Origin of the sequence: Clostridium sp. AF50-3 (assembly GCF_003477445.1) — a bacterium.
In the GTDB taxonomy this organism is placed as follows: domain Bacteria; phylum Bacillota; class Clostridia; order Lachnospirales; family Lachnospiraceae; genus Otoolea; species Otoolea fessa.
In genome coordinates this window covers 174,864-197,965 of sequence record NZ_QUDH01000002.1, presented here as the reverse complement: position 1 = coordinate 197,965, position 23,102 = coordinate 174,864, and the positions used below count along the sequence as shown (strand labels likewise).

The 23,102-nt window shown below is 49.9% G+C and carries 18 protein-coding genes and 2 pseudogenes; 2 read left to right on the top strand and 18 right to left on the bottom strand.

Features of this window, described 5'->3' with window-relative positions:
• Positions 1-80: 80 nt before the first annotated feature.
• From DW085_RS03365 to DW085_RS03305, 14 genes and pseudogenes are all read right to left on the bottom strand, one after another.
• Complete coding sequence (locus tag DW085_RS03365; RefSeq protein ID WP_118491354.1) at positions 81-923, bottom strand: lysozyme inhibitor LprI family protein; 843 nt, start codon at positions 921-923, stop codon at positions 81-83.
• Positions 924-1,174: 251 nt separating this feature from the next.
• On the bottom strand, positions 1,175-1,648 hold the full coding sequence (gene rnhA / locus DW085_RS03360; protein WP_022359619.1) for a ribonuclease HI: 474 nt from the start codon (positions 1,646-1,648) through the stop codon (positions 1,175-1,177).
• Positions 1,649-1,681: 33 nt separating this feature from the next.
• Positions 1,682-3,289 carry an MBL fold metallo-hydrolase gene (locus tag DW085_RS03355; RefSeq protein WP_117795317.1) on the bottom strand — a complete coding sequence of 536 codons (1,608 nt, stop codon included), beginning with the start codon at positions 3,287-3,289 and terminating at the stop codon, positions 1,682-1,684.
• A gap of 208 nt (positions 3,290-3,497) precedes the next feature.
• A pseudogene (gene spoIVA / locus DW085_RS03350) lies at positions 3,498-4,969 on the bottom strand (stage IV sporulation protein A).
• 94 nt (positions 4,970-5,063) lie between these two features.
• Complete coding sequence (locus DW085_RS03345; RefSeq protein WP_022359704.1) at positions 5,064-5,774, bottom strand: ABC transporter ATP-binding protein; 711 nt, start codon at positions 5,772-5,774, stop codon at positions 5,064-5,066.
• 13 nt (positions 5,775-5,787) lie between these two features.
• Positions 5,788-6,546 carry an ABC transporter ATP-binding protein gene (locus DW085_RS03340; RefSeq protein WP_022359705.1) on the bottom strand — a complete coding sequence of 253 codons (759 nt, stop codon included), beginning with the start codon at positions 6,544-6,546 and terminating at the stop codon, positions 5,788-5,790.
• A gap of 3 nt (positions 6,547-6,549) precedes the next feature.
• Positions 6,550-7,614 carry a branched-chain amino acid ABC transporter permease gene (locus DW085_RS03335; protein WP_118293682.1) on the bottom strand — a complete coding sequence of 355 codons (1,065 nt, stop codon included), beginning with the start codon at positions 7,612-7,614 and terminating at the stop codon, positions 6,550-6,552.
• Positions 7,615-7,726: 112 nt separating this feature from the next.
• Positions 7,727-8,608: a branched-chain amino acid ABC transporter permease gene (locus DW085_RS03330; protein ID WP_117795313.1), complete on the bottom strand. Its 882-nt coding sequence runs from the start codon at positions 8,606-8,608 to the stop codon at positions 7,727-7,729.
• Between the two features lie 287 nt (positions 8,609-8,895).
• Positions 8,896-10,089, bottom strand: a complete 1,194-nt coding sequence (locus DW085_RS03325) for an ABC transporter substrate-binding protein (protein WP_118491352.1) — start codon at positions 10,087-10,089, stop codon at positions 8,896-8,898.
• Positions 10,090-10,412: 323 nt separating this feature from the next.
• Positions 10,413-11,422 (bottom strand): annotated as a pseudogene (locus DW085_RS03320) (NAD(P)H-dependent glycerol-3-phosphate dehydrogenase).
• Between the two features lie 37 nt (positions 11,423-11,459).
• Entirely contained in the window at positions 11,460-12,092 is a 633-nt protein-coding gene (plsY, locus tag DW085_RS03315; RefSeq protein WP_118491350.1) for a glycerol-3-phosphate 1-O-acyltransferase PlsY, read from the bottom strand.
• Complete coding sequence (der, locus tag DW085_RS03310) at positions 12,092-13,423, bottom strand: ribosome biogenesis GTPase Der (protein WP_118293679.1); 1,332 nt, start codon at positions 13,421-13,423, stop codon at positions 12,092-12,094. The genes plsY and der overlap by 1 nt, the downstream gene beginning before the upstream one ends.
• A gap of 20 nt (positions 13,424-13,443) precedes the next feature.
• Positions 13,444-13,602: a hypothetical protein gene (locus tag DW085_RS19035; RefSeq protein ID WP_182430757.1), complete on the bottom strand. Its 159-nt coding sequence runs from the start codon at positions 13,600-13,602 to the stop codon at positions 13,444-13,446.
• Positions 13,603-13,654: 52 nt separating this feature from the next.
• Positions 13,655-15,109, bottom strand: coding sequence for a DUF512 domain-containing protein (locus tag DW085_RS03305; RefSeq protein ID WP_118491348.1), 1,455 nt, complete (start codon positions 15,107-15,109; stop codon positions 13,655-13,657).
• 279 nt (positions 15,110-15,388) lie between these two features.
• Here DW085_RS03305 and DW085_RS03300 point away from each other — a divergent pair, with 279 nt between their 5' ends.
• Positions 15,389-16,576 carry a ribose-phosphate pyrophosphokinase gene (locus tag DW085_RS03300; RefSeq protein WP_022359714.1) on the top strand — a complete coding sequence of 396 codons (1,188 nt, stop codon included), beginning with the start codon at positions 15,389-15,391 and terminating at the stop codon, positions 16,574-16,576.
• Positions 16,577-16,712: 136 nt separating this feature from the next.
• Here DW085_RS03300 and recG read toward each other — a convergent pair whose 3' ends face one another.
• The 3 genes from recG to DW085_RS03285 form a co-directional block, all read right to left on the bottom strand.
• Positions 16,713-18,770 carry an ATP-dependent DNA helicase RecG gene (gene recG / locus DW085_RS03295; RefSeq protein WP_118491346.1) on the bottom strand — a complete coding sequence of 686 codons (2,058 nt, stop codon included), beginning with the start codon at positions 18,768-18,770 and terminating at the stop codon, positions 16,713-16,715.
• A gap of 278 nt (positions 18,771-19,048) precedes the next feature.
• Positions 19,049-20,743, bottom strand: a complete 1,695-nt coding sequence (locus DW085_RS03290) for a DAK2 domain-containing protein (RefSeq protein WP_118491344.1) — start codon at positions 20,741-20,743, stop codon at positions 19,049-19,051.
• A gap of 15 nt (positions 20,744-20,758) precedes the next feature.
• Positions 20,759-21,115 carry an Asp23/Gls24 family envelope stress response protein gene (locus DW085_RS03285; protein ID WP_106999821.1) on the bottom strand — a complete coding sequence of 119 codons (357 nt, stop codon included), beginning with the start codon at positions 21,113-21,115 and terminating at the stop codon, positions 20,759-20,761.
• Between the two features lie 442 nt (positions 21,116-21,557).
• Between DW085_RS03285 and rpmB the strand changes: the two genes are divergently transcribed.
• A complete protein-coding gene (gene rpmB / locus DW085_RS03275) occupies positions 21,558-21,743 on the top strand; it encodes a 50S ribosomal protein L28 (protein ID WP_003504147.1) in 186 nt (61 codons plus the stop codon).
• Positions 21,744-21,879: 136 nt separating this feature from the next.
• On the opposite strand, the gene DW085_RS03270 is transcribed toward rpmB, so the two are convergent.
• Entirely contained in the window at positions 21,880-23,052 is a 1,173-nt protein-coding gene (locus DW085_RS03270) for an AAA family ATPase (protein ID WP_243033910.1), read from the bottom strand.
• Positions 23,053-23,102: the final 50 nt, after the last annotated feature.

Here is a 23,102-nt window from a genome sequence, read left to right as displayed (position 1 = left end):
ATCGGTACAAAAAGTGTGCAAAAATGGGACCCTTACCGCAATTCTATATGCCGCAAAAGTCCCATTTTCTAATTTTTTCACTACTCTGCCGGAAGATACGATTCATACAAATCCAAAAGCTCATACGCCCGATCCCGCGTCGAATTTGCCAGCGACGCCGTGTACTCAACATTTTCCATCGTGCCGCCCTTGTAGCGCTCCGCCGCCTGTTTCGCCGCCGTATCACGTTCCCGGATCCATCTGCGTTCCCGACCACGCAGCGTGTCTGTCTCCTCGTCTGGAAGCACCGCCATGATTGCCTGATAAATCTGATTTAATTCGGCATCCCAGAGCCGGTACTCATACGCGACCGCCTCCCGCATCGCGTCGGTCGTATTCGCACTTCCCGAATTTTCCAGGTTTTGAATCGTATTCTCGATCTCGCCCAGCCGGTTCCGGTAATCTTCCGCTGTCCGGTCCGAGCCTGCACCTGTCCCGGAGGACGCGCCTCGCGCAGGAGATACAATTCCATTTTCAACCGGGGACACAATCGCCCCTGTATTCACAGAATGATCCGACTCATCGCCCGCGCTCTGCTTCTCTGCCGCCTTAGCAGCCGCCCGATTATCTGCACGTTTTTCCTTTTGTTCACCTAAAGACTGGACAGAAACATCTCCTTCCGCCTGCATACAGGCTCTATCTTCTGTCCCCACGCTTTCCGCATGCGCCATTTTTTTAGAAGATGGCTCCGGCGCATCCTCCGCCAGACCATTTTCCGCTGCTTCCGCCGCAAATGGTTCCGCCTCATACATCGCCTCCGGTCCGACCGTCAGGCTTCTCTCACTTCCCGCCTGCTCCCGGATATAACGCCGCGTTGCCGCCGTCGTCACAATCCCCAGCACCAGAATCAGACCGAGGGCAGCGATCATTCCTTTATTTTTCAAATTACTCTCAACCGCCTTTGCTATTCCTGTTCACTTGATAATTTTAAAATAGCACATTTAAGACAGTTTGAAAATAGATGATCGAAAGATGTAACATATCGTAAGGGTTGTTATAGTAACTGCTCACAGGTAGGAATTTTCTGAACTGAAAATTCCGTACAATACAGTTCCGGATGCAGATTTTGCCGATTTGGAATGCGAAGCATCGGCAAAATCCTGTTACTGGGCACACATGTGTGAGCAGTAACGAGCTATACCCCCGGATCCACCATCAGCTCGTCCCCATCCGCCGCCGAAGTAGCCAAAAAGTCACATCTCTCATTCTCCGGATGCCCATTATGCCCCTTCACCCAGAAAAACGAAATCTGATGGGGTTCCTTGGCAGCGAGCAGGCGCTTCCATAGATCTACATTCTTAACCTCCTCATTTTTGCCGCGTTTCCAGCCCTTTTTGATCCAACCCTCGATCCAGTGCTGGTTAAAAGCGTTGACGAGATACTGGGAATCTGAATAGAGTTCGATCTCGCAGGGGCGGTTGAGCGCCTCGAGACCGGCGATAGCTGCCATCAGCTCCATACGGTTGTTCGTAGTTCGTTTGTAGCCGCCGGAAATCTCTTTCGTGTGCAGTTTTCCTGCCGGATCTACATAGTGAATGACGGTTCCAAATCCGCCCGGACCATCTGGATTGCCGCGGGCGGCGCCGTCTGTGTATATAGTTACTTTCAAGTCAGAAATCTCCTTTATGTCTATTATTGAAGCTTAGCGGTCCCACTTATCGCAGAGCGAGTTGATCTGGTCGGCAAAACGTGCCAAATCTTTGTTCGCCCCGCCCTCGTTATGCATAACAACACGGCGCAGGCGGTCGCAGGCTGCCAGCAGGCGGGCAAATACACCAGCCGCTTTCTTCGTTGCTTCGTTCACTGCCGGTTTCTGAATCGGAATACCCTTCGTAACAGTCACGAAGCATCCCTCTTTCAGGTCGTAGGAACTGCCGGAGAACGGAGCCATCGCATTGATGCCGTAAGTTTCCTTGACCGTCTCTGCAAATGCATCGCACACTGTGTCATCGCCGTGTACCACGAAGACCTGGGACGGTTTTTCCATAAAACTGCCAACCCACTCCAAAAGCCCGGTCTCGTCCGCATGGCCGCTGATGCCCTCGATCTTCTCGATCCGTGCTTTGACCTCGATCGACTCACCGAACAGCTTCACTTCCTCGCGTCCCTCAATAATGCTGCGTCCCAGTGTGCCGACTGCCTGATAGCCAGCAAACAAAATCGTACACTCCGGTCTCCAGAGGTTGTGTTTCAGATGATGGCGGATACGGCCCGCATCACACATGCCGGCTGCCGAGATGATAACCTTCGGTTCCTCGTTGAAGTTGATTGCAACGGAATCGCTGCTGGTGATCGAGAGATGCAGACCCGGGAAAGAAATCGGATTGATGCCCTTTTTTACCAGCTCCTTCGTCTCTTCATTGTAGCAATCCATCATATTGTCCTTGAATACGCCGGTCGCTTCCACCGCCATCGGGCTGTCTAAGTAAACCGGAAATACGCCGTGCCCGGTTACAAGATTTTTCTCCTTGATAATACGGATGTAATTCAACACTTCCTGCGTTCTGCCGACCGCAAATGCCGGGATCACGACATTGCCGCCCTTATCCAGCGTCTCCTGAATCACGCGGGCAAATTCTTCCACGTGATCGCCTGTATTCTTGTGGAACCGACCGCCGTAAGTACTCTCCATGACAACATAATCCGCCTGACGGATGTACTGCGGGCTGCGGATGAGCGGCTTGTTTTTGTTACCGATATCACCTGAAAATACAATCTTCTTGGAACAATCGTCTTCCTTCATCCAGATCTCGATCGAAGCCGAACCAAGCAGATGTCCCACATCGACAAACCGAATCTCCAGATTGTCATTCAGACGGATGATCTCATTGTAATTGCAGGGGACAAAGTGATGCAGTACCCCTTCTGCATCGTTCATCGTGTAAATCGGTGTCACCTCCGGTTTTCCGGCACGCATGGCTTTCCGGTTTTTCCACTCCGCTTCTGACTCCTGGATATGGGCGCAATCTTTCAGCATGATATCACACAGATCGCAGGTCGCGCGCGTCGCCATAATCTGTCCGCGGAATCCCCTCGCATAGATAAGTGGAAGCAATCCCACATGATCGATATGGGCGTGCGTCACCAACACATAGTCCACATCCGAATACGGAATCGGAAGTTCTGCATTTTCATACTTGTTGATCCCCTGTTCCATACCGCAGTCAATCAGAATATTCAGCCCGCATGCCTCCAGAAAATGACAGCTGCCTGTAACCTCATGATCCGCACCGATAAATGTAAGCCTCATAAAATCAGCCCCCTGTTCTGTCGTTTGTGTTTCCGCATACCCCTTGCGGAAAGTGTTTTTGCTATTAGCCTCATTATAACTGATTTCTGACAATTTTGCAATTTCCCCGATAAAGTTTCGATAAAATTTTCATAAAATCACCTTATCTGTCCCACATTCCCATTCCAGACAACGCACCATTTTCCCAACAAGAGCCAGACCTATTCTATTATATAATAATACAGATCATCCCCATTGCTGTCATTGATGATTTTCTGCAGCGTATCCTGCAGCTTCACCTGGCAGTCCTCAGTGAGCTGGGAGATCTTCGCCTGAATCCCGTCATCGACGATCTGGGCGATTGATTTTCCAAAAATATTGGTTTCCCAGATGCCTTCCTCACCTTTTCCAGCATTCTCCCGGATGTATCGGATCAAATCCTCTGCCTGCTGTTCATTTCCCACAATCGGCGCAATCTCAGTCTCAATCTGCGCTTGATGAGATTGATGGACGGCGCCTGCGCTTTCATTTTGACTCCATATTTATTGCCGTGGCGCACCACCTGCGCTCATCGAGGACGATCTCCCCGCGTTCCGGCGTGACAACCCCATAGCCCTTCTTGCGCGCCTGCGTGAGCGCCACGGATGCCTTTTCATACTCGCTCTGCATCGACGCCAACCGCTTCAAGGTCTGCATCAGCTGGTACTCGCCCTCGATCGGCATTCCCACATACTCGCTGAGGATCTGATAATAATGCCCGTCGTCCAGCTCGACCACCGCCTGAACGCTGCCATCATCCATTTTCATTGATACAATCCGGATCCGACGGATCGCTTCCCCGGTTTCCTCCGGCAGCGCCAACGCCACATCGCGCATATGTACCGTCCGATCCATCATCCCCCGGACTGCCTGTATGACCTCCGATTTAAGCCAATGACTGTTTGGCAGAATCTCCAGCCATTTCGGAATCGAAAAATCAATCTCCGTGACTGGGAATTCCAGAAGCACCTGCCCCAGAATCTCCCGGATATCCTCGGCACGCAGCTGCTCACAGTTGACTGGGAGCACCTGCACCTCATATTTTTCGGTCATCCGGGCTGCCAGCGCCCGCGTCTCCTCCGAATACGGTTTCTGCGAGTTTAAAAGCACCAGAAACGGCTTTCCCAGTTTTTTCAGTTCCTGCACGGTCTTCTCTTCCGCCGGAACATAATTCTCCCGTTTCAACTCCCCGAAACTGCCGTCCGCCGTAACCACAAGCCCGATCGTCGAATGATCCGTGATGACCTTGCGCGTTCCCAGCTCGGCTGCCGCTGTAAATGGGATCTCCTCCTCATACCACGGCGTCCGCACCATGCGTTCTTTCTCGTTTTCAATATGACCGGCAGCGCCCTCCACCATGAAACCGACGCAGTCGATCAGGCGGACCCGCACCTCCACACCGTCCCCAAGCGAGAGCTTTGCCGCCTCTTTAGGGATAAATTTCGGTTCCGTTGTCATGATCGTTTTCCCCGCCGAAGACTGGGGAAGTTCATCCCGGGCGCGCTCGCGGGCATGGACATCTTCCAGCCCCGGAAGGACGAGAAGTTCCATAAAGCGCTTAATAAAGGTCGATTTCCCTGTCCGAACCGGACCAACCACCCCAATATAGATCTCGCCGCCGGTTCGCGCCTGGATATCGCTGTATACATTAAAATGATCCATAAAAATACCCCCTTGGTCTGCTGATACAATGTATTCAGACCATAAGGGGGTTATGAATATTCCCATTTGGAAAGCTCCGGCTCACAGAACATTTTTATTCGCTCAGATAAGCCTTCTTCACTCTCTCATTATTCATCAGTTCTTTCGCATCACCGCTCAGAACGATATTGCCCGTCTCAAGCACATATGCTTTGTTGGAAATGGAGAGCGCTTTTTTCGCATTCTGCTCGACCAGAAGAACAGTCACGCCGTCCTTGTTGATTTCCTGGATAATATCGAAAATCTCATTAACATAGAGTGGGGACAGACCCATCGACGGCTCGTCGAGAACGATCAGGCGCGGGTGACTCATGAGGGCGCGTCCCATCGCAAGCATCTGCTGCTCGCCGCCGGACAAAGTTCCGGCAAGCTGGTTCTTGCGCTCTTTCAGACGCGGGAAACGCTTGTAAATCATTTCGATCGTATCTTCAATTTCCTTCTTGTCATTTCTTGTATACGCACCCATTTTCAGGTTCTGGAGAACCGTCAGGGAAGCGAACACACGGCGCCCCTCCGGCACGTGGGCGATTCCCATTGATACCAGCTTATAGCCCGGTACATGGGTAATATCCGTTCCCTCAAATGTGATATTGCCTGCCTTGGACGGCAGCAGACCCGTGATCGTGTGAAGCGTCGTCGTCTTTCCGGCTCCGTTGGCACCGATCAGCGCTACCACATCGCCCTGTTCTACCTCAAAGGAAATTCCCTTGAGTGCCTGTATCACACCATAATATACCTGTAAATCTTTTACTTCCAGCATTGACATACGAAACTTCCCCCTATTCTCCCAGATATGCTTTGATAACTTCTGGATTGCTGAGTACTTCGCTGGTCGGTCCCTCTGCCAGCATATGACCGAAGTTTAAGACCGTCAGGCGCTCGCAGATACCGGAGACCAGCTTCATATCATGCTCAATGAGAAGTACGGTCATATCAAAATGATCGCGCACGAAACGGATCGTCTTCATCAGCTCTGCCGTCTCATTCGGGTTCATGCCGGCTGCCGGCTCGTCAAGAAGCAGAAGCTTCGGCTCGGTCGCCAGCGCTCTGGCGATCTCCAGCTTTCTCTGCTTGCCGTATGGGAGGTTCGATGCCTTATAATCAAACTCTTTGTCGAGGTCAAACACCTTCAAAAGCTCCATTGCGCGCTCATCCATCTCTTTCTCAACCTTGTAATAGGACGGAAGACGCAGAATGCCGCTCAGCGTAGAATATTTATGATGGTTGTGAAGACCAACCTTTACATTGTCAAGCACGCTCAGCTCCTTGAACAGACGGATATTCTGGAAGGTTCTCGCGATGCCTGCCTGATTGATCTGGATTGCCTTGTGACCGGTAATGTCCTTTCCATCCAGCAGAATCCGTCCACCATCCGGCTTGTACACGCCCGTCAAAAGGTTGAAAATAGTCGTTTTACCAGCGCCGTTCGGTCCGATCAGGCCGTAGAGCTGTCCTTTTTCTATCGTGATGCTGAAATCATCGACCGCTTTCAGACCGCCAAAAGAAATACTTAAATTTTTTACATCCAGCATTGCCATGATTTACGCCTCCCCTTCTGTCTTCTTTTTCCGGAATGATGAAAAGATGCGCTCGCGGACCTCGATCGCCTTCGGGCTGGAGGTCAAAAGCATCATTGCAATCAGGACGACCGCGTAAATCAGCATACGGTAATTATTGAGGCTTCGAAGCATCTCCGGAAGCAGGGTTAAGATAACCGCCGCGATCATGGAACCACGGATATTTCCGATGCCGCCCAGAACCACAAATACAAGGATCATAATGGACATATTATAACCGAAGCTCTTCGGGGTCGCTGCCAGCGTTGCCAGGTTGTGTGCGTACAGAACGCCTGCCACACCGGCTAAGGAAGCAGAGATGGTAAATGCCATCAGTTTGTATTTCGTGATATTGATACCCACGGACTCTGCCGCAATACGGTTATCGCGGATCGCCATGATCGCACGACCTGTCCGGGAATTGATGATATTCAATACAATAAACAGGGTCAGGAGCACCAGGATAATGCCGATCGTAAAGGTCGCCGTCTTCGGTGTACCTGTGATACCCTGCGCCCCCTTAATGATCACCTGACCGTCCGCTGCCAGCTTTAAGGAAGCTACGTCTTTCATGGAAACATGGATGCCGTTTCCGTCGATACCGACGTACAGAACATTGATAATATTTTTAACGATCTCACCGAATGCCAGCGTTACAATCGCCAGATAGTCTCCTTTCAGACGCAGAACCGGAATACCGATGAGGATACCAAATACCGCCGCTACCGCCGCACCGACAAAGAGCGCCAGAATGAAGCGTACCTGATTGCTTGCGATCAGATTTTTCATGGCATGATTAAAAAATGCACCTGAAAACGCACCCGCACACATGAATCCGGCATGACCCAGACTCAGCTCGCCGAGGATACCAACCGTGAGGTTTAAGGAAACCGCCAAAATCGTATAGGTACAAAGTGGAACCAGAATACCCTTTAAAAGACTGTTTACATGGCCGCCTGCCATCATAATCTGAATCAGAATGTAACAGCCGATTACAATCGCATACGTGATCGCATTCTGAATCCGAATTTTATTTTTATATGCGTTCATTTTAAACACCTGCACTTTCTCTTGCTTATTGCAGTTCATGCACCATCTTGTTTTCACACGGCACTTTCCGTTTCAAAAGTCCCCGGCATGAACCATCGTATAATTTTCTCTATTATACTTTCTCCGTCATCTTCTTGCCGAGAATACCGGTCGGGCGGACCAGAAGCACGATAATCAGGACAGAGAATACGATCGCGTCAGAAAGCTGGGAGGAAATATACGCCTTGGCAAGGTTTTCAATGATACCAAGCAGGATACCGCCGATAAATGCGCCCGGGATCGAACCGATACCGCCAAATACCGCTGCCACGAATGCCTTGATGCCCGGCATGGAACCGGTGTACGGAGACAGGGACGGGTACGCCGAGCAGAGCAGCACGCCTGCTACTGCCGCCAGAGCGGAACCAATCGCAAAGGTTACGGAGATCGTGCGGTTTACATTGATACCCATCAAGGTTGCCGCACCGCGATCCTCAGAAACCGCCAGCATCGCCTGTCCCATTTTCGTCTTATTGATAAATGCCATCAGGGCAGCCATAATCACGATACAGCTTAAAATCGTCACGATCGTGACACTGGAGATCGAAAGCTTGCCGCCAGCCAGCTTTAATGCCGGTACAGTAATAACTGATGTAAACTGTCTCGCATTGGAACCAAAAATCAGAAGCGCCACGTTCTGGAGCAGATAACTGACACCGATCGCGGTGATCAGAACTGCCAGCGGGGACGCGTCACGCAACGGTCTGTATGCAACTCGCTCGATGGTAACGCCCAGCACTGTACACACAACCACCGAAGCCAGAATACCCACAACCGGAGAACCGCCCATCGTTGTGACAATCGTAAACACTGTGAAACCGCCTACCATGATGATATCGCCGTGTGCGAAGTTCAGCATACGCGCGATGCCATAAACCATGGTGTAGCCCAGTGCAATGATCGCATAGACACTTCCCAGACTGATGCCATTGATTAAATAAGAAAGAAAACTCATATGTATACACCTACCTCTTTGTTTCTACGTTTTCGCATTTCCCTGTACACGCATTTCGCTGCACATGTTTACCTGTGACCGAATTTAGCAGAACAAACATGACCGTCTCGCAGTCCGCAGAAAGCAAACACCCAGTCGTCGCAGGCAAGCATGTGCAGTGAACCGTTTTAAAAAGAAAGCTGTTACTAAATGCCCGGCAGCCATCTGTGCCACCGGACATCCAGTAACAGTCCCATCAGAGCTACATACATATAGCCGCAACGGTTCTGAAGTTTTTAAATTTTTAATTACTGCATCATCTCATATTTGCCGTCTTTGATCTCTACAGCTTTCGGCGCTTTCTGCGGCTCGCCTTCTGCCGTCCAGTGCATCTCTGTACCGGTCAGACCATCGATCTGGATCTCAGTCATAGCTGTTTTCAGTGCATCGCAGATATCGGAAGTGCTCATATCCGGTGTGATCTCTGCCTTCTCTGCAGCTGCCTTAATTGCATATACGCCGTCGTAAGCATCTGCTGCGAACTGAAGCGGGTCGATGCCGTAAGCATCACGATAAGCAGTTACGAAGTCCTGGCTGGACTCCTCGTCTACGGAGAACGGAGTCAGAAGCATCAGACCTTCTGCTAAGGACTTATCAAAGCCATCAACGCTCAGGATACCGTCCATACCATCACAGCCGAAGAACTGCGGATGGAAATCTTTATCGTTTGCCTGTTTCAGGATAACAGATGCCTCCTGATAGTAGATCGGCAGGAATACCAGATCAGCGCCGGACTCTTTTGCTTTATCAAGCTGTACGGAGAAATCGGTATTGTTATCAGATGTAAATGCCTCGCTGGCTACTACCTCCAGACCCTGATTCGGGGCCTCTGCTACGAAGGACTCGCGGATACCATCGGAGTACTCGCTGGAGCTGTCGTAGATGATAGCGATCTTGGTTGCCAGTTTGTGCTCGCCGATGTACTGAGCGGATGCACGTCCCTGATCCGGATCAGAATAGCATACGCGGAATGCGTTGTCGCCGGAAATACTCTCAACAGCAGATCCGGACGGAGTCAGCTGGAACAGGTTATCTGATGCTGTCTCTGCTACAACTGCGATACACGGCTTGGAAGTAACGGTACCAAGAAGCATCTGCATGTTCCAATCTTTTAAGGTATTGTATGCGTTGATCGCCTTCTCCGGATCATTCTCATCATCCTGGAAGTTGAACGCTACCTGGTAACCATTGATACCGCCAGCCTCGTTGATCTCATTGATTGCCAGCTCAGTACCATTCTTTACAGCCTCGCCGTAAGCGCCAGCCGCACCGGTGATCGGTCCGATGCCGCCGATTTTAAATACTTCGCCGTCAGCTCCCTCTGCGCCCTGTGCGTCTTCTGCTGCTGATTCAGAAGTGCTCGCATTTCCAGAGCCACCGCAAGCGGTCATAGACATCGCCATCATGGCTGCAAGTCCAAGACTAACTACTCTTTTTTTCATAATATTCTCCTCCAATTCTATGCTGCAATGGAATACAACAACTATTTGAATGAGGCAATTATAAATTTTACCCCTCTAATTGTCAATACAAAAACCACTTAAAAAAGAGGGAATTTAGCGGATTTTCGTTTTTTTTTCGCTAAATTCTCTCTTTTCCAGATCTCGTAGTTATATTAAGTATTCTTACAGGTTATAGCAAACACTTTTATAAGCTTTTGTCCACCTGACGTGGACACCTGCATTTTCCAGAAAAACATAGTAGATCTCATTGCTATTTTCCCGAATTTAATCACTCAAATTCAGAAAAACGGCTACCGCCTGAATTATCCTTCCCACGGAAGATCGCTCGATTCGATCCGCGGATCGCGCATCATCAGATCCGCCAGCGCCTCTTTCGGAGATTTTCCGTCAAACAGCACCTGATTGACCTGGGAAACGATCGGCATATCGCAGCCGTATTTCTGCGCCAGCAGAAGACCGGCTTTCGCAGAATAAACGCCCTCGACAACCATCTGCACTTCCTTCATCGCCTCATCCATCGTATATCCCTTTCCAATCAGGATCCCCGCCCGGCGGTTGCGGCTGTGCATGCTCGCACAGGTTACGATCAAATCACCGATGCCGGATAATCCGTAGAAGGTCTGCTGTTTTCCGCCCATTGCAATACCCAGACGGGCAATCTCCGCAATTCCGCGGGTGATCAGCGCCGCCTTCGTGTTATCGCCGCATCCCAGCCCATCCGCTGTACCGGCTGCCAGCGCAATGACATTTTTAAGAGCCGCACCAATCTCGACGCCCAGCATGTCCGGGCTGGTGTAAATGCGGAACACCGGACTCATGAACACACTCTGCATGAACTCGGCAGTCTTTTTGCGGTGCGCCGCTGCCACACAGGTAGTCGGAAGTCCCCGGCTCACCTCCTCGGCATGGCTCGGTCCGGAAAGGACGGCTACCTCCGCCAGCGGAAGTTCCTCCTCGATGACCTGTGACATCGTCATAAGACTCTGCTCCTCGATTCCCTTCGCCACATCCACGACAATCTGACCGTAACGCAGGTATTCCTTCATCTTCGCCGCCGTACTGCGGACATAGACGGACGGAACCGCCATAATCAGCATATCCTTCTCCGCCATCGCGGTGCGCAGATCCGCTGTCATCTGGATCTGATCCGGAAGTACAACCTCCGGCAGATTTTTGTGCCGTCTGGTGCGGCTCATTTCCTGGATCTCTGTATCAAATGCCGACCAGATTGTCACATCGTGTCCATTATTGTTCAGAAGCACCGCCAGGCTGTGCCCCAGGTTCCGGCTCCGATAATTCCTACTGCTGCCATCCTGATACCTCCCGACCTGCTTTTCTCTCTTCTTCTCTCATGATTTCTTCGCGCCCAGTTTGTTTTCTGTGCCGGACAACAGACGCCCAATATTGCTCCGATGGCGCCAGATCGCCATGCACATCAGGATCGCGCCCAGTGCATAGAACTGGATGCGGTTCGGCGTGCTTACCCGGTAGGAACCCATGCTCTCAAAGATCACAAGCTCTGCAAAAAAGGTGAGCGACACAAGAATCGAACCAAGCGATACATAGCGGGTCAGGAACACCGTCACGGAGAAAATCACGAAACAGGTCAGCGTAATCCGCAGATCCATCGCTGTCATGATGCCCGCCATGCAGGCAATTCCCTTGCCACCCTTGAATTTCAGGTAAAACGGGAAATTGTGACCGAGTGTGACTCCCAGACCCGCATACAATGCAAGAAGATCCACGTCCGCATTTCCCTTAAACAGCAGACGGCAGACTGCCATTGCAAACACCGCCTTGAAAAAGTCCCCTAAAAATACGATCGCGCCCGCTTTCTTTCCCATCACACGCAGGACGTTCGTAGAACCGGCATTTCCGCTGCCGTACTGGCGGATATCCATATGATTCGCCTTTCCATACAGATAGCCGGACTGGATCAGACCAAAGATATAGCCAATCACAATACAGATGAGACGTTCCATTATTGATCCTTCCCCTTTCTCTCGCGGATCAGGAATTTTAAGGAAGTTCCCTTGAATCCGAATGCGTCACGGATCTTGTTCTCGAGATACCGTGTATATGAGAAATGCATCAGTTCCTTATCATTGACAAACACAACGAATGTCGGCGGTTTGACCGCTACCTGTGTCATATAGTAGAGCTTTAAACGCTTGCCCTTGTCAGACGGCGGCTGCTGCAGTGCCACTGCCTCTGCCAGGATCTCATTGAGAACGCCGGTTGCAATACGCAGTGTCTGATTTTCGCGCACCATGTCGATCATCTCAAACAGCTTATTCATACGCTGTCCGGTCAGTGCGGATACGAACACGAACTCCGCATACGGAATAAAGGACAGAACGGTCTTAATCTTATTGGTGTACTCATAAATAGTCTTATCGGTCTTATCGATCGCATCCCATTTATTTACCACGATGATAATACCTTTTCCACGCTCATGTGCGATACCGGCAATCTTTGCATCCTGCTCGGTTACTCCCTCTTTCGCGTCGATGACCATCAGAACCACATCCGCTCTCTCAACCGCCGTTACGGTACGGATGATGCTGTAGCGCTCCAGCTCCTCCTTGATCTTGCTCTTGCGGCGCAGACCTGCCGTATCGATAAAGACATACTCGGTACCGTTGCGGACAATCTCTGTATCGACTGCATCGCGGGTCGTACCGGCGATATCCGATACGATGACGCGGTTCTCGCCCAGAAGCTTATTTATAATAGAAGATTTACCTACGTTTGGTTTTCCGACAATCGCCACTCTCGGACGGTCATCCTCTTCCTCGTCGCCGCTTCCCTCCGGGAAATGTGCCACGACTGCATCCAGCAGATCGCCCAGTCCCAGACGGGAGGCTGCCGAGATCGCTACCGGATCACCGATACCGAGGTTGTAGAACTCATAGACGTCATTGCCAAATTTCGCCGGATTGTCTACTTTATTGACCGCCAGAACAACCGGTTTTCTCGATTTACGCAGCATATCCGCCACCTTGGAATCCGAATCGGTCATGCCCTGACGCACATCTACGATAAACAGGATCACATCCGCCGTCGCGATCGCGATCTCCGCCTGCTCACGCATCTGGGACAGGATAATATCCTTCGTATCCGGCTCAATACCGCCAGTATCGATCAGGGTAAAAGAATGGTCTAACCAGGTACAGTCCGCGTAAATACGGTCACGCGTTACACCTGGAGTATCTTTTACAATCGAAATCATATCGCCCGCAAGGACGTTGAAAAGGGTGGATTTTCCCACGTTTGGACGTCCAACGACCGCCACCACCGGTTTCTTTTTCATATTTATGCCTCCATTTATTTTCATGCTCCGCAGCTGGTTTGTAAATCCACAGCTGCTATTTTTATTGTCCAGTTACTTGTTTCATTCATTGTGATGCATTCCACATCCAGACGCTTTCTTTCTGTGTGTCCGAAAGCACGTTTTCCACTGTATTTCCAGCCATCACGTTTCTTTCTCATCCTCCCGATCTGAGTCTTCCTCTTCAAAACAAACGACTTCGTCCGGGGCATCCTAATCCAGGTCTTCCGGCTCATATGCGTACACCTGTACGCCATCCAGATCTTCTTCCTGCCAGTTATCATCCATCTGAGCGACAAATTCCTCCGGATCCGGCTCATACTCGCCATGCCTGGAGCTTTCCTCCTTCACAGGAGCCAGAATTGCTTCCACAAAATCGCGTCCGCTTGATTTTACAATATCCACCGGAACTTGTAAAGCATTTTGTACATCCGTGCGGGTCAGATCATCCAGAAATGTCTCCTCGCCGCTTCGGAACATGGCGATCGGAAGCAGCAGGCGGCTGCCAAGCGGCTGTTCCTTTAACTGTGCAATCAGATCCTTTGCCGTGATCAGCCCCGCCACCGTGATCCGCTCGCCAAAGAAGTCATTGCGGATCGCATATACATGTACCTTTTTCCCCGGGAACTGGCGGCACACGCGCTCTACATACTGCTCAATATACGGGGCAGCCAGCCGTCCCGTTGCAATCGAAATCTCCTCCGGGCACACCTCGCCAGCCTCTCCCGGATGCAGCTGCTCCAGCGCCTCGGCTATCTCCTCCTCCATCAGGCGAATCATGCCGACCCCATTTTCCAGCTGGATATAGCCATCATAGCGATCCGCTTCCGGAAGTGGGCGCCCGGCGCCCATGTAAAACTCATCGCTGGCGTGAATGAAGTGAATACCGTGTTCCGCATAGATCTTCTTCTGCCATTTCTCTATCAAATCAATGGTATCGCCCAACTGCTCCGGTGTAAACGGCTCAAGCGGATACAGACCATCGCGGTACTTCGAGAGACCGACCGGCACGACCGAAACGCTCTGCATCGCCGGAATGTATTTCGTCAGATCACGGATCGAACGGTCTAACTCCGCCCCGTCATTGACGCCCCGGCATAAAACGATCTGACCATTCATCGGGATATCCGCCTCATACAGGCGGTCGATTTTCTGGAGTGCCTCACCGGCAAAACGGTTATGAAGCATCTTGCAGCGCAGCTCCGGATTTGTCGTCTGCACTGAAATATTGATCGGCGCCAGCTTAAACCGGATAATCCGCTCAATATCCTTATCCTTCATATTCGTCAGCGTGATATAGTTGCCCTGCAGGAACGAAAGTCTGGAATCATCGTCCTTAAAATACAGTGTCTCACGCATGCCCGGCGGCATCTGGTCGATGAAACAGAAGATGCACTTATTCCTGCAGGAACGATAATCGCTCATCAGACCATTTTCAAAGGTAATCCCCAGATCCTGATACTCATTTACGATATCCAGTTCCCACTCCTCGCCGTTCTTCTTGCGGACCAGCAGCGTGATCTCCTCACTGTTTATCTTATATTCATAATCAAAAATATCCTCTATCTCATCTCCATCGATCGTCAGAAGGACGTCCCCCGGCTCCAGCTCCATTTCCTCCGCAATCGAGCCCGGATCGACCGATTTTATCAGATGACCTTTTTTCATTTATAAAATCCTCATTTCAAATATTTTTAAACCCTAAGAATCCAGTATTATATTAACAGTAATCAGCTTTTTTGTAAAGTTGTGCTTCCGATTCGCAGATGTGGATTTTTGGGGAAGCACGCCAAATATTTGATTTTTTTTGTAATTTTCTCATTTGCTATTGACGTTTCTTATCATAAAATGGTATAAAGTAGTTGTATTATGTCCTGCAAATGGCAGACAAACTTGTACGCTCTGCCCGCATGCATCGAAGGACCTACACTGTTTGGAGGTATAATCATGTCGAATGACTACGTGTTTAATGACACGCTTCCGGTTGCGCCGCTTAAAATTGCCGCACTGGAGAGCTGCCGGGATCTGGCTGAGAAAGTCAACTCCCACATTATCAATTTCCGCCGCAACGATATTGAAGTCCTGAAAAAACGTCAGGAAAATTTACAGTACCGCGGCTATGATGCTGATTCCTACATGCTTGACTGCGCGTGCCCGCGTTTCGGAAGCGGTGAAGCAAAAGGCATCGTCAATGAGTCTGTCCGTGGTACCGATATTTACGCCATGGTCGATGTAACCAACTACAGCCTGACCTACAAAATGAGCGGATTTACCAATCATATGTCCCCGGACGACCATTATCAGGATTTAAAACGTATCATCGGCGCATCCATTGCTACCGCACATCGTGTCAATGTTATCATGCCGTTCTTATATGAAGGACGCCAGCACAAGCGCAGCGGTCGTGAATCCCTTGACTGCGCGATGATGCTCGAAGAACTGATTCAGATGGGCGTAAGCAACATCATTACCTTCGATGCACATGACCCGCGTGTACAGAACTCCATTCCGTTAAGCGGTTTTGATAATTTCATGCCGACCTACCAGTTTATCAAGGCATTACTGAACCATGACAAAACCTTAAAGATCGACAAGGACAACCTGATGGTTATCAGCCCGGACGAGGGCGCTATGTCCCGCGCCGTATATCTGGCAAACAACCTGGGTGTTGACATGGGTATGTTCTACAAACGCCGCGATTACTCCCGTGTTGTCAATGGACGTAACCCGATCGTTGCCCATGAGTTCTTAGGTTCTTCCGTTGAAGGAAAGACCGTTCTCATCATCGATGACATGATCTCCTCCGGCGAGAGCATGCTGGACACCTGCCGCGCCCTCAAAGAGCGCAAGGCAAAACGCGTCGTTGTATGCGCTACCTTCGGTCTGTTCACCAACGGACTTGAGAAATTCGACGAATTTTTCGCAAAAGGTTACCTCGACTGCGTCGTAACCACCAACTTAAACTACCACACGCCGGAACTTCTTAAACGTGACTGGTATGTAGAAGCTGATATGAGCAAGTTTATCGCTGCAATCATCAACTCCCTGAACCATAACGTATCTCTGGAGAACGCACTGACACCGACGGCGAAGATCCAGAAGCTGATTAAGCGGTATAACGAGGGACAGATGTAATGAGAATTGACGGCTGATAAACGGCTGGAAATTTCAAAAAACTCCTGCATACACAGATGAATGTTCATTCTGTGTATGCAGGAGCTTTTTCTAATTAATCTACTCAAACCGCGATTTGCAATTCAATCCATCCCCATCACAAATTCACCTTCTCCCAACCTCTCTCCAAATACCCATTCATCTTCCGTTTCAGCTCCTGATTCTCCTCCGCCTCCAACAGCGGATCTTTATCCATTAATTTCTTCACTTCGTCCGAAACTGCCTTCAATATATCTGCATCTGCAAATATATCCGCTAAATGGAATTCGAGATCACCGCTCTGGCGGACGCCGAAGAGGTCTCCGGGACCGCGCAGTTTTAAGTCTTCGGAGGCGATGTAGAAGCCGTCATTTGACTTATTGAGAATACCCAACCGCTTTCCGGCGTCTTCTTCGCCGGAGGCGTTGACCATGATGCAGTAGGACTGATCTTTTCCTCGACCGACACGGCCGCGGAGCTGATGGAGCTGCGCCAGTCCGAAGCGCTCGGCATTTTCGATCATCATAACGGTGGCATTCGGGACATTGATTCCGACCTCGATGACCGTGGTGGATACCAGCACATGAATCTCATTTGCCGCAAATGCTTCCATGATCGCATTTTTTTCTTTTCCCTTCATCTTTCCGTGCAGATATTCCACCCGGATCGACGGGGACAGGGCGCGGCGCAGCTCTTCGGTATAATCGATGACGTTCTCTGCCTCCAGCATCTCGCTCGGCTCGACCATCGGGCAGATGACGTATGCCTGACGGCCGGCGCGGACTTCATTTTCGATGAAACGGTAGGCATTCGGGCGAAATTCACGGTTCACGACACAGTTCTTGATCGGCTGCCGGTTTGCCGGAAGTTCATCGATGATGGAAATATCAAGATCCCCATATAAAATAATCGCCAGCGTCCGCGGGATCGGCGTCGCACTCATGACAAGCACATGCGGCTCGCCGCCTTTTTTGCTCAGCATTTCCCGCTGCGCCACTCCAAAACGGTGCTGTTCATCCGTGATTACCAATGCCAGATTGTCGTACACCACTTTTTCCTGAATCAGCGCGTGGGTTCCAATCACGATATCTGCCTCATGATTTTCAATCGACTCTCTGGCAAGCCGTTTTTCCTTTGCTGTCATCGAACCGGTCAGAAGCACCGGACGATATGTGATTCCCAGCGACGCAAACAATTCGGTCATCGACTCGTAATGCTGGCGCGCCAGTACCTCCGTCGGCACCATCAGCGCCCCCTGATATCCATTTGCCGCCGCCTGCAGCAACGCCAGAATCGCCACAATCGTCTTACCCGAACCAACGTCGCCCTGAATCAATCGGGTCATGATATGCCCGCCGGACAAATCGGCGTACACCTCCCGGATTACCTTTTTCTGTGCCCCGGTCAGAGCATATGGGAGGCGCTCTTCCACCGACGCCATTTCCCCAGAAAACGTAAATGGATATACGCTCTTTTTATCTTCTTTTTTGTCTTTGAGCAGGCGCACTGACATCAGGAACATGAAAAATTCATCAAACACAAGACGTTTCCGGGAAAACATCAGTTCTTCCCGGTTTGCCGGAAAATGGATGTGCTCCAGCGCATAGTTGATTTCCGCCAATCCGTACTTTTCCCGCAGACCAGCCGGCAGATATTCCCGTTCCATCTGGCGCATCGTGAGGGCTTCCGTGACTGCCTTTGCGATCGTCTTATTGCCAAGTCCCTTCGTCTGTCCGTAAACCGGCTGCATAGACGACACGACTTTCGCATACTGTTCCGGGCGGTAGATCTCCGGCTGCTCCATCGTAAGTCTTCCCCGTTTTTTTACCACACGGCCACGGAAAATAAAGCGTTCCCCCGCCTTGAGCGTCCCGCGCAAATAGGGCATATTGTACCATGCCAGCGCCAGTGTGCCTCCGCTGTCCCGCAATCCAGCCGTCGTAACCTGCAGGCGCGTTCCATACCGCACCACATCCGCCGTTTTTGCCAGGATTCCGCCGACTGCCGCGATCGTATCCTCCTTCAGTTCCGAGATCGGCTGCGGTTCCTTAAACTCATCATAAGCACGCGGATAATAATGGAGCAGTTCTTCCACCGTTTCCACGCCTATTTTTTGAAATAACTTTGCCGTCTTTTCACCGATGCCCTTAACAGCGGTTATATTCTGCTGTTCCATTTATCTCCTCCTGCTTTTCAGAATATTCTCCGGAAAATCAGCCACGCGGACAGTTACCGGACAAAAAATCCGGGAATACATTGGAATGAAAGAGAGGCAGGACGCAGGGATCTCTCCCCTGACCTGCCTCATTTCATACTTATGAATTATTTTGTTTTATACGTCAAATGTTTTATCTGCGCCATCACATAGAAAATTCATTTTCTCGTTATCTGCATTTTCTCAGCCAATAGTGCAGATTCATTTAACGCATTTCAATCACTTTAAACGACCTAAATCTACTCTACCGAAATCATATAATAGTAAATCGGCTGCCCGCCATTCTGGCATTCAAATTCGCAGGATGTAAATTCTTTGCGGGCTTTCTCACAGAATGCCTCTGCGTCCTCTTCCGTGACATCCTCACCATAATAGATCGTCACAAGCTCAGACTCATCATCTACCATCTTACGAAGTGACTCCATCGCGGTCTCCTCGATATTCTTGCCAACTGCCAGCATGCCGCTGTCGCCGATCCCCATGATATCGCCCTCTGCGATCTCCATACCATCGATCGATGTATTGCGGACTGCGTAGGTAATCTGACCGGTCTTAACGTGACTCATCTCCTCGGTCATCTGTTCCATATTTTCTTCCGCCGTCAGATCCGGAGCAAAATTAATCAGCGCCGTGATACCCTGCGGAACCGTCTTGGACGGAACTACATATACCTTGGTATCTTCTGACAGGCTCTTTGCCTGCTCTGCCGCCAGAATAATATTTTTATTGTTCGGCAGAATGTAAACTGTCTCGGCATGGACTTTTTCGATTGCTTCCAGCATATCCTCCGTACTCGGATTCATCGTTTGTCCGCCCTCGATGATATAGTCAGCGCCGATACCCTTGAAAATCTCAGAAAGACCTTCTCCGACCGATACGGCGATAAATCCATATTTCTTGCGTGGTTCTTCCTTCTTCTCTTTGGCTTCCTCTTCTGCCTTCTGCTGTGCCGCCAGACGTTCGGAATCTTTGATCAGTTTCTCCTGATGTTCCTCACGCATATTGTCAATCTTGATGCGGGACAGGGAACCGTAGGTCAGTGCTTTCTGAATCGCCAGACCTGGATCGTTTGTATGAACGTGAATCTTGACAATATCATCATCTGCCACAACTACCAGGGAGTCGCCGATCGTGCTCAGATAATCTTTCAGTTCCTGCTCTGTCGTCTCATCCGCCGGTTTTTCTGCATTGATAATAAATTCCGTACAATAACCAAAACGGATATCCGCTGCCTGCGTGCTTCCGGCGCCTGTTGCTGTTTTTGCCGCTCCATTTCCCGATACAGACGGAGTAACTGCCGCGTCGATATCCACGACTTTTCCTTTTAAGCCCTCAATACAGCCCTTGATAACCTGAATCAGACCCTGTCCGCCAGAATCCACTACACCTGCCTCTTTCAGAACCGGAAGCATCTCCGGTGTCTGGCTTAAAACATATTCGCCGTACTCCAATACTTTCTCTGAAAATTCAAGTACGTCCTCGGTCTGCGGTGCCAGTTCTGCCGCTTTATCCGCCATTCCCTTGGCAACCGTCAGAATCGTACCTTCCTTCGGCTTCATAACTGCCTTATAAGCTGTCTCCGTCGCACGGTTAAATGCGTCTGAGAGAACACTCGTCGTAATGACATCTACCGTCTTAATCTCTTTCGTAAATCCGCGGAAGAGCTGTGAAAGGATAACGCCGGAATTGCCTCGTGCGCCACGCAGGGAACCGGAGGAAATCGCTCTCGCCAGCGCCTCCATCGTCGGATTTTCAACGGCTGCCACTTCTCTGGCGGCTGACAGAATCGTCATCGTCATGTTCGTACCGGTATCTCCATCTGGAACAGGAAATACGTTCAGCTCATTGATCCATTCCTTGTTGGCCTCCAGGCCCTTTGCTCCAGCCAGAAATGCATTCTTTAACATCCCGGCATCTATATAATTCATGCCCACAGGGTTTGTTCCTCCTTAATCTATCACTCTTACGCCTTCAACATAAATGCTGATTTTCTCAACCTTCATGCCAGTAAACTCTTCTACTTTATATTTTACACTCTCGATCAGGTTGTCCGCAACGGTAGAGATGCTGACTCCGTATGCCACGATTACGTGGAAATCGATGCTGAGTGCATTGTCCTTGATGGCTACGTTGATGCCGTGTGTCAGGCTTTCTTTTTTAAGCAGTCTTACCAGACCATCTTTCATACTGACAGCCGCCATGCCAACGATACCGAAGCATTCTACTGCTGTCGTTCCGGCGTACATTGCAATTACTTCCGGATCGATCTGGATCGAACCCATTTTATTGTCGATGCGTCCTTTCATATTGACAGCCTCCGTTTCTTTACTTGTTTTTGTTTGATTCGAATTTTATGCCATGATTTTTTACGGGCTGGACATGCGGAGCCGAGACGGCTCCTGTGTCGGCGCGTGGGATAAGATTTATGCGTCTCTCTACCCTGTCATGCAGCTCGATTCCGCTTCGCTTCATCTCGCTCACGGGCTTCGCCCTATGGATAAAAAGGAGAGGAAATCTGCTTTTGTGCGAGCACAACGCGGATTTCCTCTCCTTTTTATCCGCATGACTCATGGCTTACGTGAATATTATACCTCATCCTCTCTAAAAAGGAAATAGAAAATAGACATCTGTCGAAAATTTTTTTTATTTTTTTTGGTTTTTCACTTGCATATTTTCCTATTTTCTGCTATTATACCTTTGTTATGGATTTTAATAGGAAGTCCAATGATCGGTTAAGGAGGTGCTACGATGGCTAAGTGTGCAATCTGCGAGAAAGCTGCTCATTTTGGTAATGCAGTGAGTCATTCACATAGAAGATCTAACAAAATGTGGAAAGCTAACGTTAAGTCTGTTAAGGTTAAAACTAATGGCGGAGCTCAGAAGATGTATGTATGTACTTCTTGCTTAAGATCCGGTTTAGTTGAAAGAGCCTAAATCGAGTTTAACTGGCCTCAGGTGTCTGCCTGAGGCTTTTTTCTTGTCCTTAGCATAATGAACGACAAAAAATGTTGGAAATATGCTTTTTGAGCACATTCCAACATTTTATATAAAACCTTTCCTTCAAAACACCTTAAAACAAGTTCAGCAGCGCTCCATATAGCTTCTCATTTCCCATCACCACCAGCGCCAGTTCTTCTTTTGCCTCGCTGAGCTGATAAAAAAGATGTCTCACATCGCGCTCTGTCGAGCGCAGATATCCCATTTCATCATAATAATAGCGCCCATCCAGCCGATGCACCATGCGATCGACTTCTCGCGTATGGCGAGATTGTATTTCTACGGCAGAATCGGATTGCTTTTCCAGTTTTTCCTGCCAATCGGATTCCTGGCACTCATATCCCTGGTGGATGTAATCATTCAGCAAATTAGCTGCTTCTGACTCATCATTGGCATAAACCACCGCGACATGGGGATAGCGCCGCATTCCGCGTCCGTGCGGCAGGTGCATCATATTTTGTATAAAATAGGAAAGTTCTGCATTCGCACGGATCCGATTCGTCAGGTGGAATGTCTGGATTCCCGGCTGCTCCCCCAAGAGCTTTATTGCACCCAGATCCAATTCTTCCGGCGAAATCATATCCTCACAGTTACTGGAAAAAATAACCGGACGCGTTTTGCCGATCTCCAGCAAAATTTCCAATGTATTGGGCGACAGAAGGTGTGCCTCATCTACTAAGATCGCGCTGTATGCTTCAATCCTGATTTCCGCTCCCGTTTGAACACTATCCTCCGCCAGGTACTCCACCCGCCGCAGCCGCTCATGCAGCACCTTCCACTCTTTTCCCGCTTCACCGCAGTGGATCATGCACACCCGCTGCCGCCCGGAGAGTTTCATCGCAATATCATATAAAAGCAGCGTTTTTCCCGTCCCCGGAAGCCCGGTAAACCAGAAATATCCCGTCCGGTCTGCCCGGATTTTCTTTAAAATCTGGCGTTCAATATCCCTCTGCTGGTATGTCAGGAAATATTCTTTCTTTAAGAACCGTCCCGGCTCTGTGAGCGGCGAAATCAGGTACAGCTCCGCCTGAAACAAGTCTTCGATATCGCCTGGATAATCAGCACTCTCCTGTTGCAAATCCCGGCAGAGCTGTTCCCAGTCCGCCTCCACAATGCGGTCATGATTCGTCAGACGCACCAGGCGGTTTTGGCTGCTAATATAAGTGTACGAACGAATCGGCTTTCCCAGCGCCGCCAGATAATACCGGTTTTGTATGAGCTGCTTGCGGATCGCCTCATCCGACACCTGTCCGCTCTTTAATTCAAGGTTTAAAATTTGTTCTTCCTTGATCTGAA

Coding starts and splice junctions, on each gene's coding strand:
- DW085_RS03330 (WP_117795313.1), bottom strand. CDS start 8,608: ATGAGTTTTCTTTCTTATTTAATCAATGGCATCAGTCTGGGAAGTGTC.
- der (WP_118293679.1), bottom strand. CDS start 13,423: ATGAAAAAGAAACCGGTGGTGGCGGTCGTTGGACGTCCAAACGTGGGA.
- DW085_RS03355 (WP_117795317.1), bottom strand. CDS start 3,289: ATGAGGCTTACATTTATCGGTGCGGATCATGAGGTTACAGGCAGCTGT.
- DW085_RS03300 (WP_022359714.1), top strand. CDS start 15,389: ATGTCGAATGACTACGTGTTTAATGACACGCTTCCGGTTGCGCCGCTT.
- DW085_RS03340 (WP_022359705.1), bottom strand. CDS start 6,546: ATGGCAATGCTGGATGTAAAAAATTTAAGTATTTCTTTTGGCGGTCTG.
- rpmB (WP_003504147.1), top strand. CDS start 21,558: ATGGCTAAGTGTGCAATCTGCGAGAAAGCTGCTCATTTTGGTAATGCA.
- DW085_RS19035 (WP_182430757.1), bottom strand. CDS start 13,602: ATGAGAAAGAAACGTGATGGCTGGAAATACAGTGGAAAACGTGCTTTC.
- DW085_RS03285 (WP_106999821.1), bottom strand. CDS start 21,115: ATGAAAGGACGCATCGACAATAAAATGGGTTCGATCCAGATCGATCCG.
- DW085_RS03305 (WP_118491348.1), bottom strand. CDS start 15,109: ATGAAAAAAGGTCATCTGATAAAATCGGTCGATCCGGGCTCGATTGCG.
- plsY (WP_118491350.1), bottom strand. CDS start 12,092: ATGGAACGTCTCATCTGTATTGTGATTGGCTATATCTTTGGTCTGATC.
- DW085_RS03325 (WP_118491352.1), bottom strand. CDS start 10,089: ATGAAAAAAAGAGTAGTTAGTCTTGGACTTGCAGCCATGATGGCGATG.
- DW085_RS03335 (WP_118293682.1), bottom strand. CDS start 7,614: ATGAACGCATATAAAAATAAAATTCGGATTCAGAATGCGATCACGTAT.
- DW085_RS03345 (WP_022359704.1), bottom strand. CDS start 5,774: ATGTCAATGCTGGAAGTAAAAGATTTACAGGTATATTATGGTGTGATA.
- recG (WP_118491346.1), bottom strand. CDS start 18,770: ATGGAACAGCAGAATATAACCGCTGTTAAGGGCATCGGTGAAAAGACG.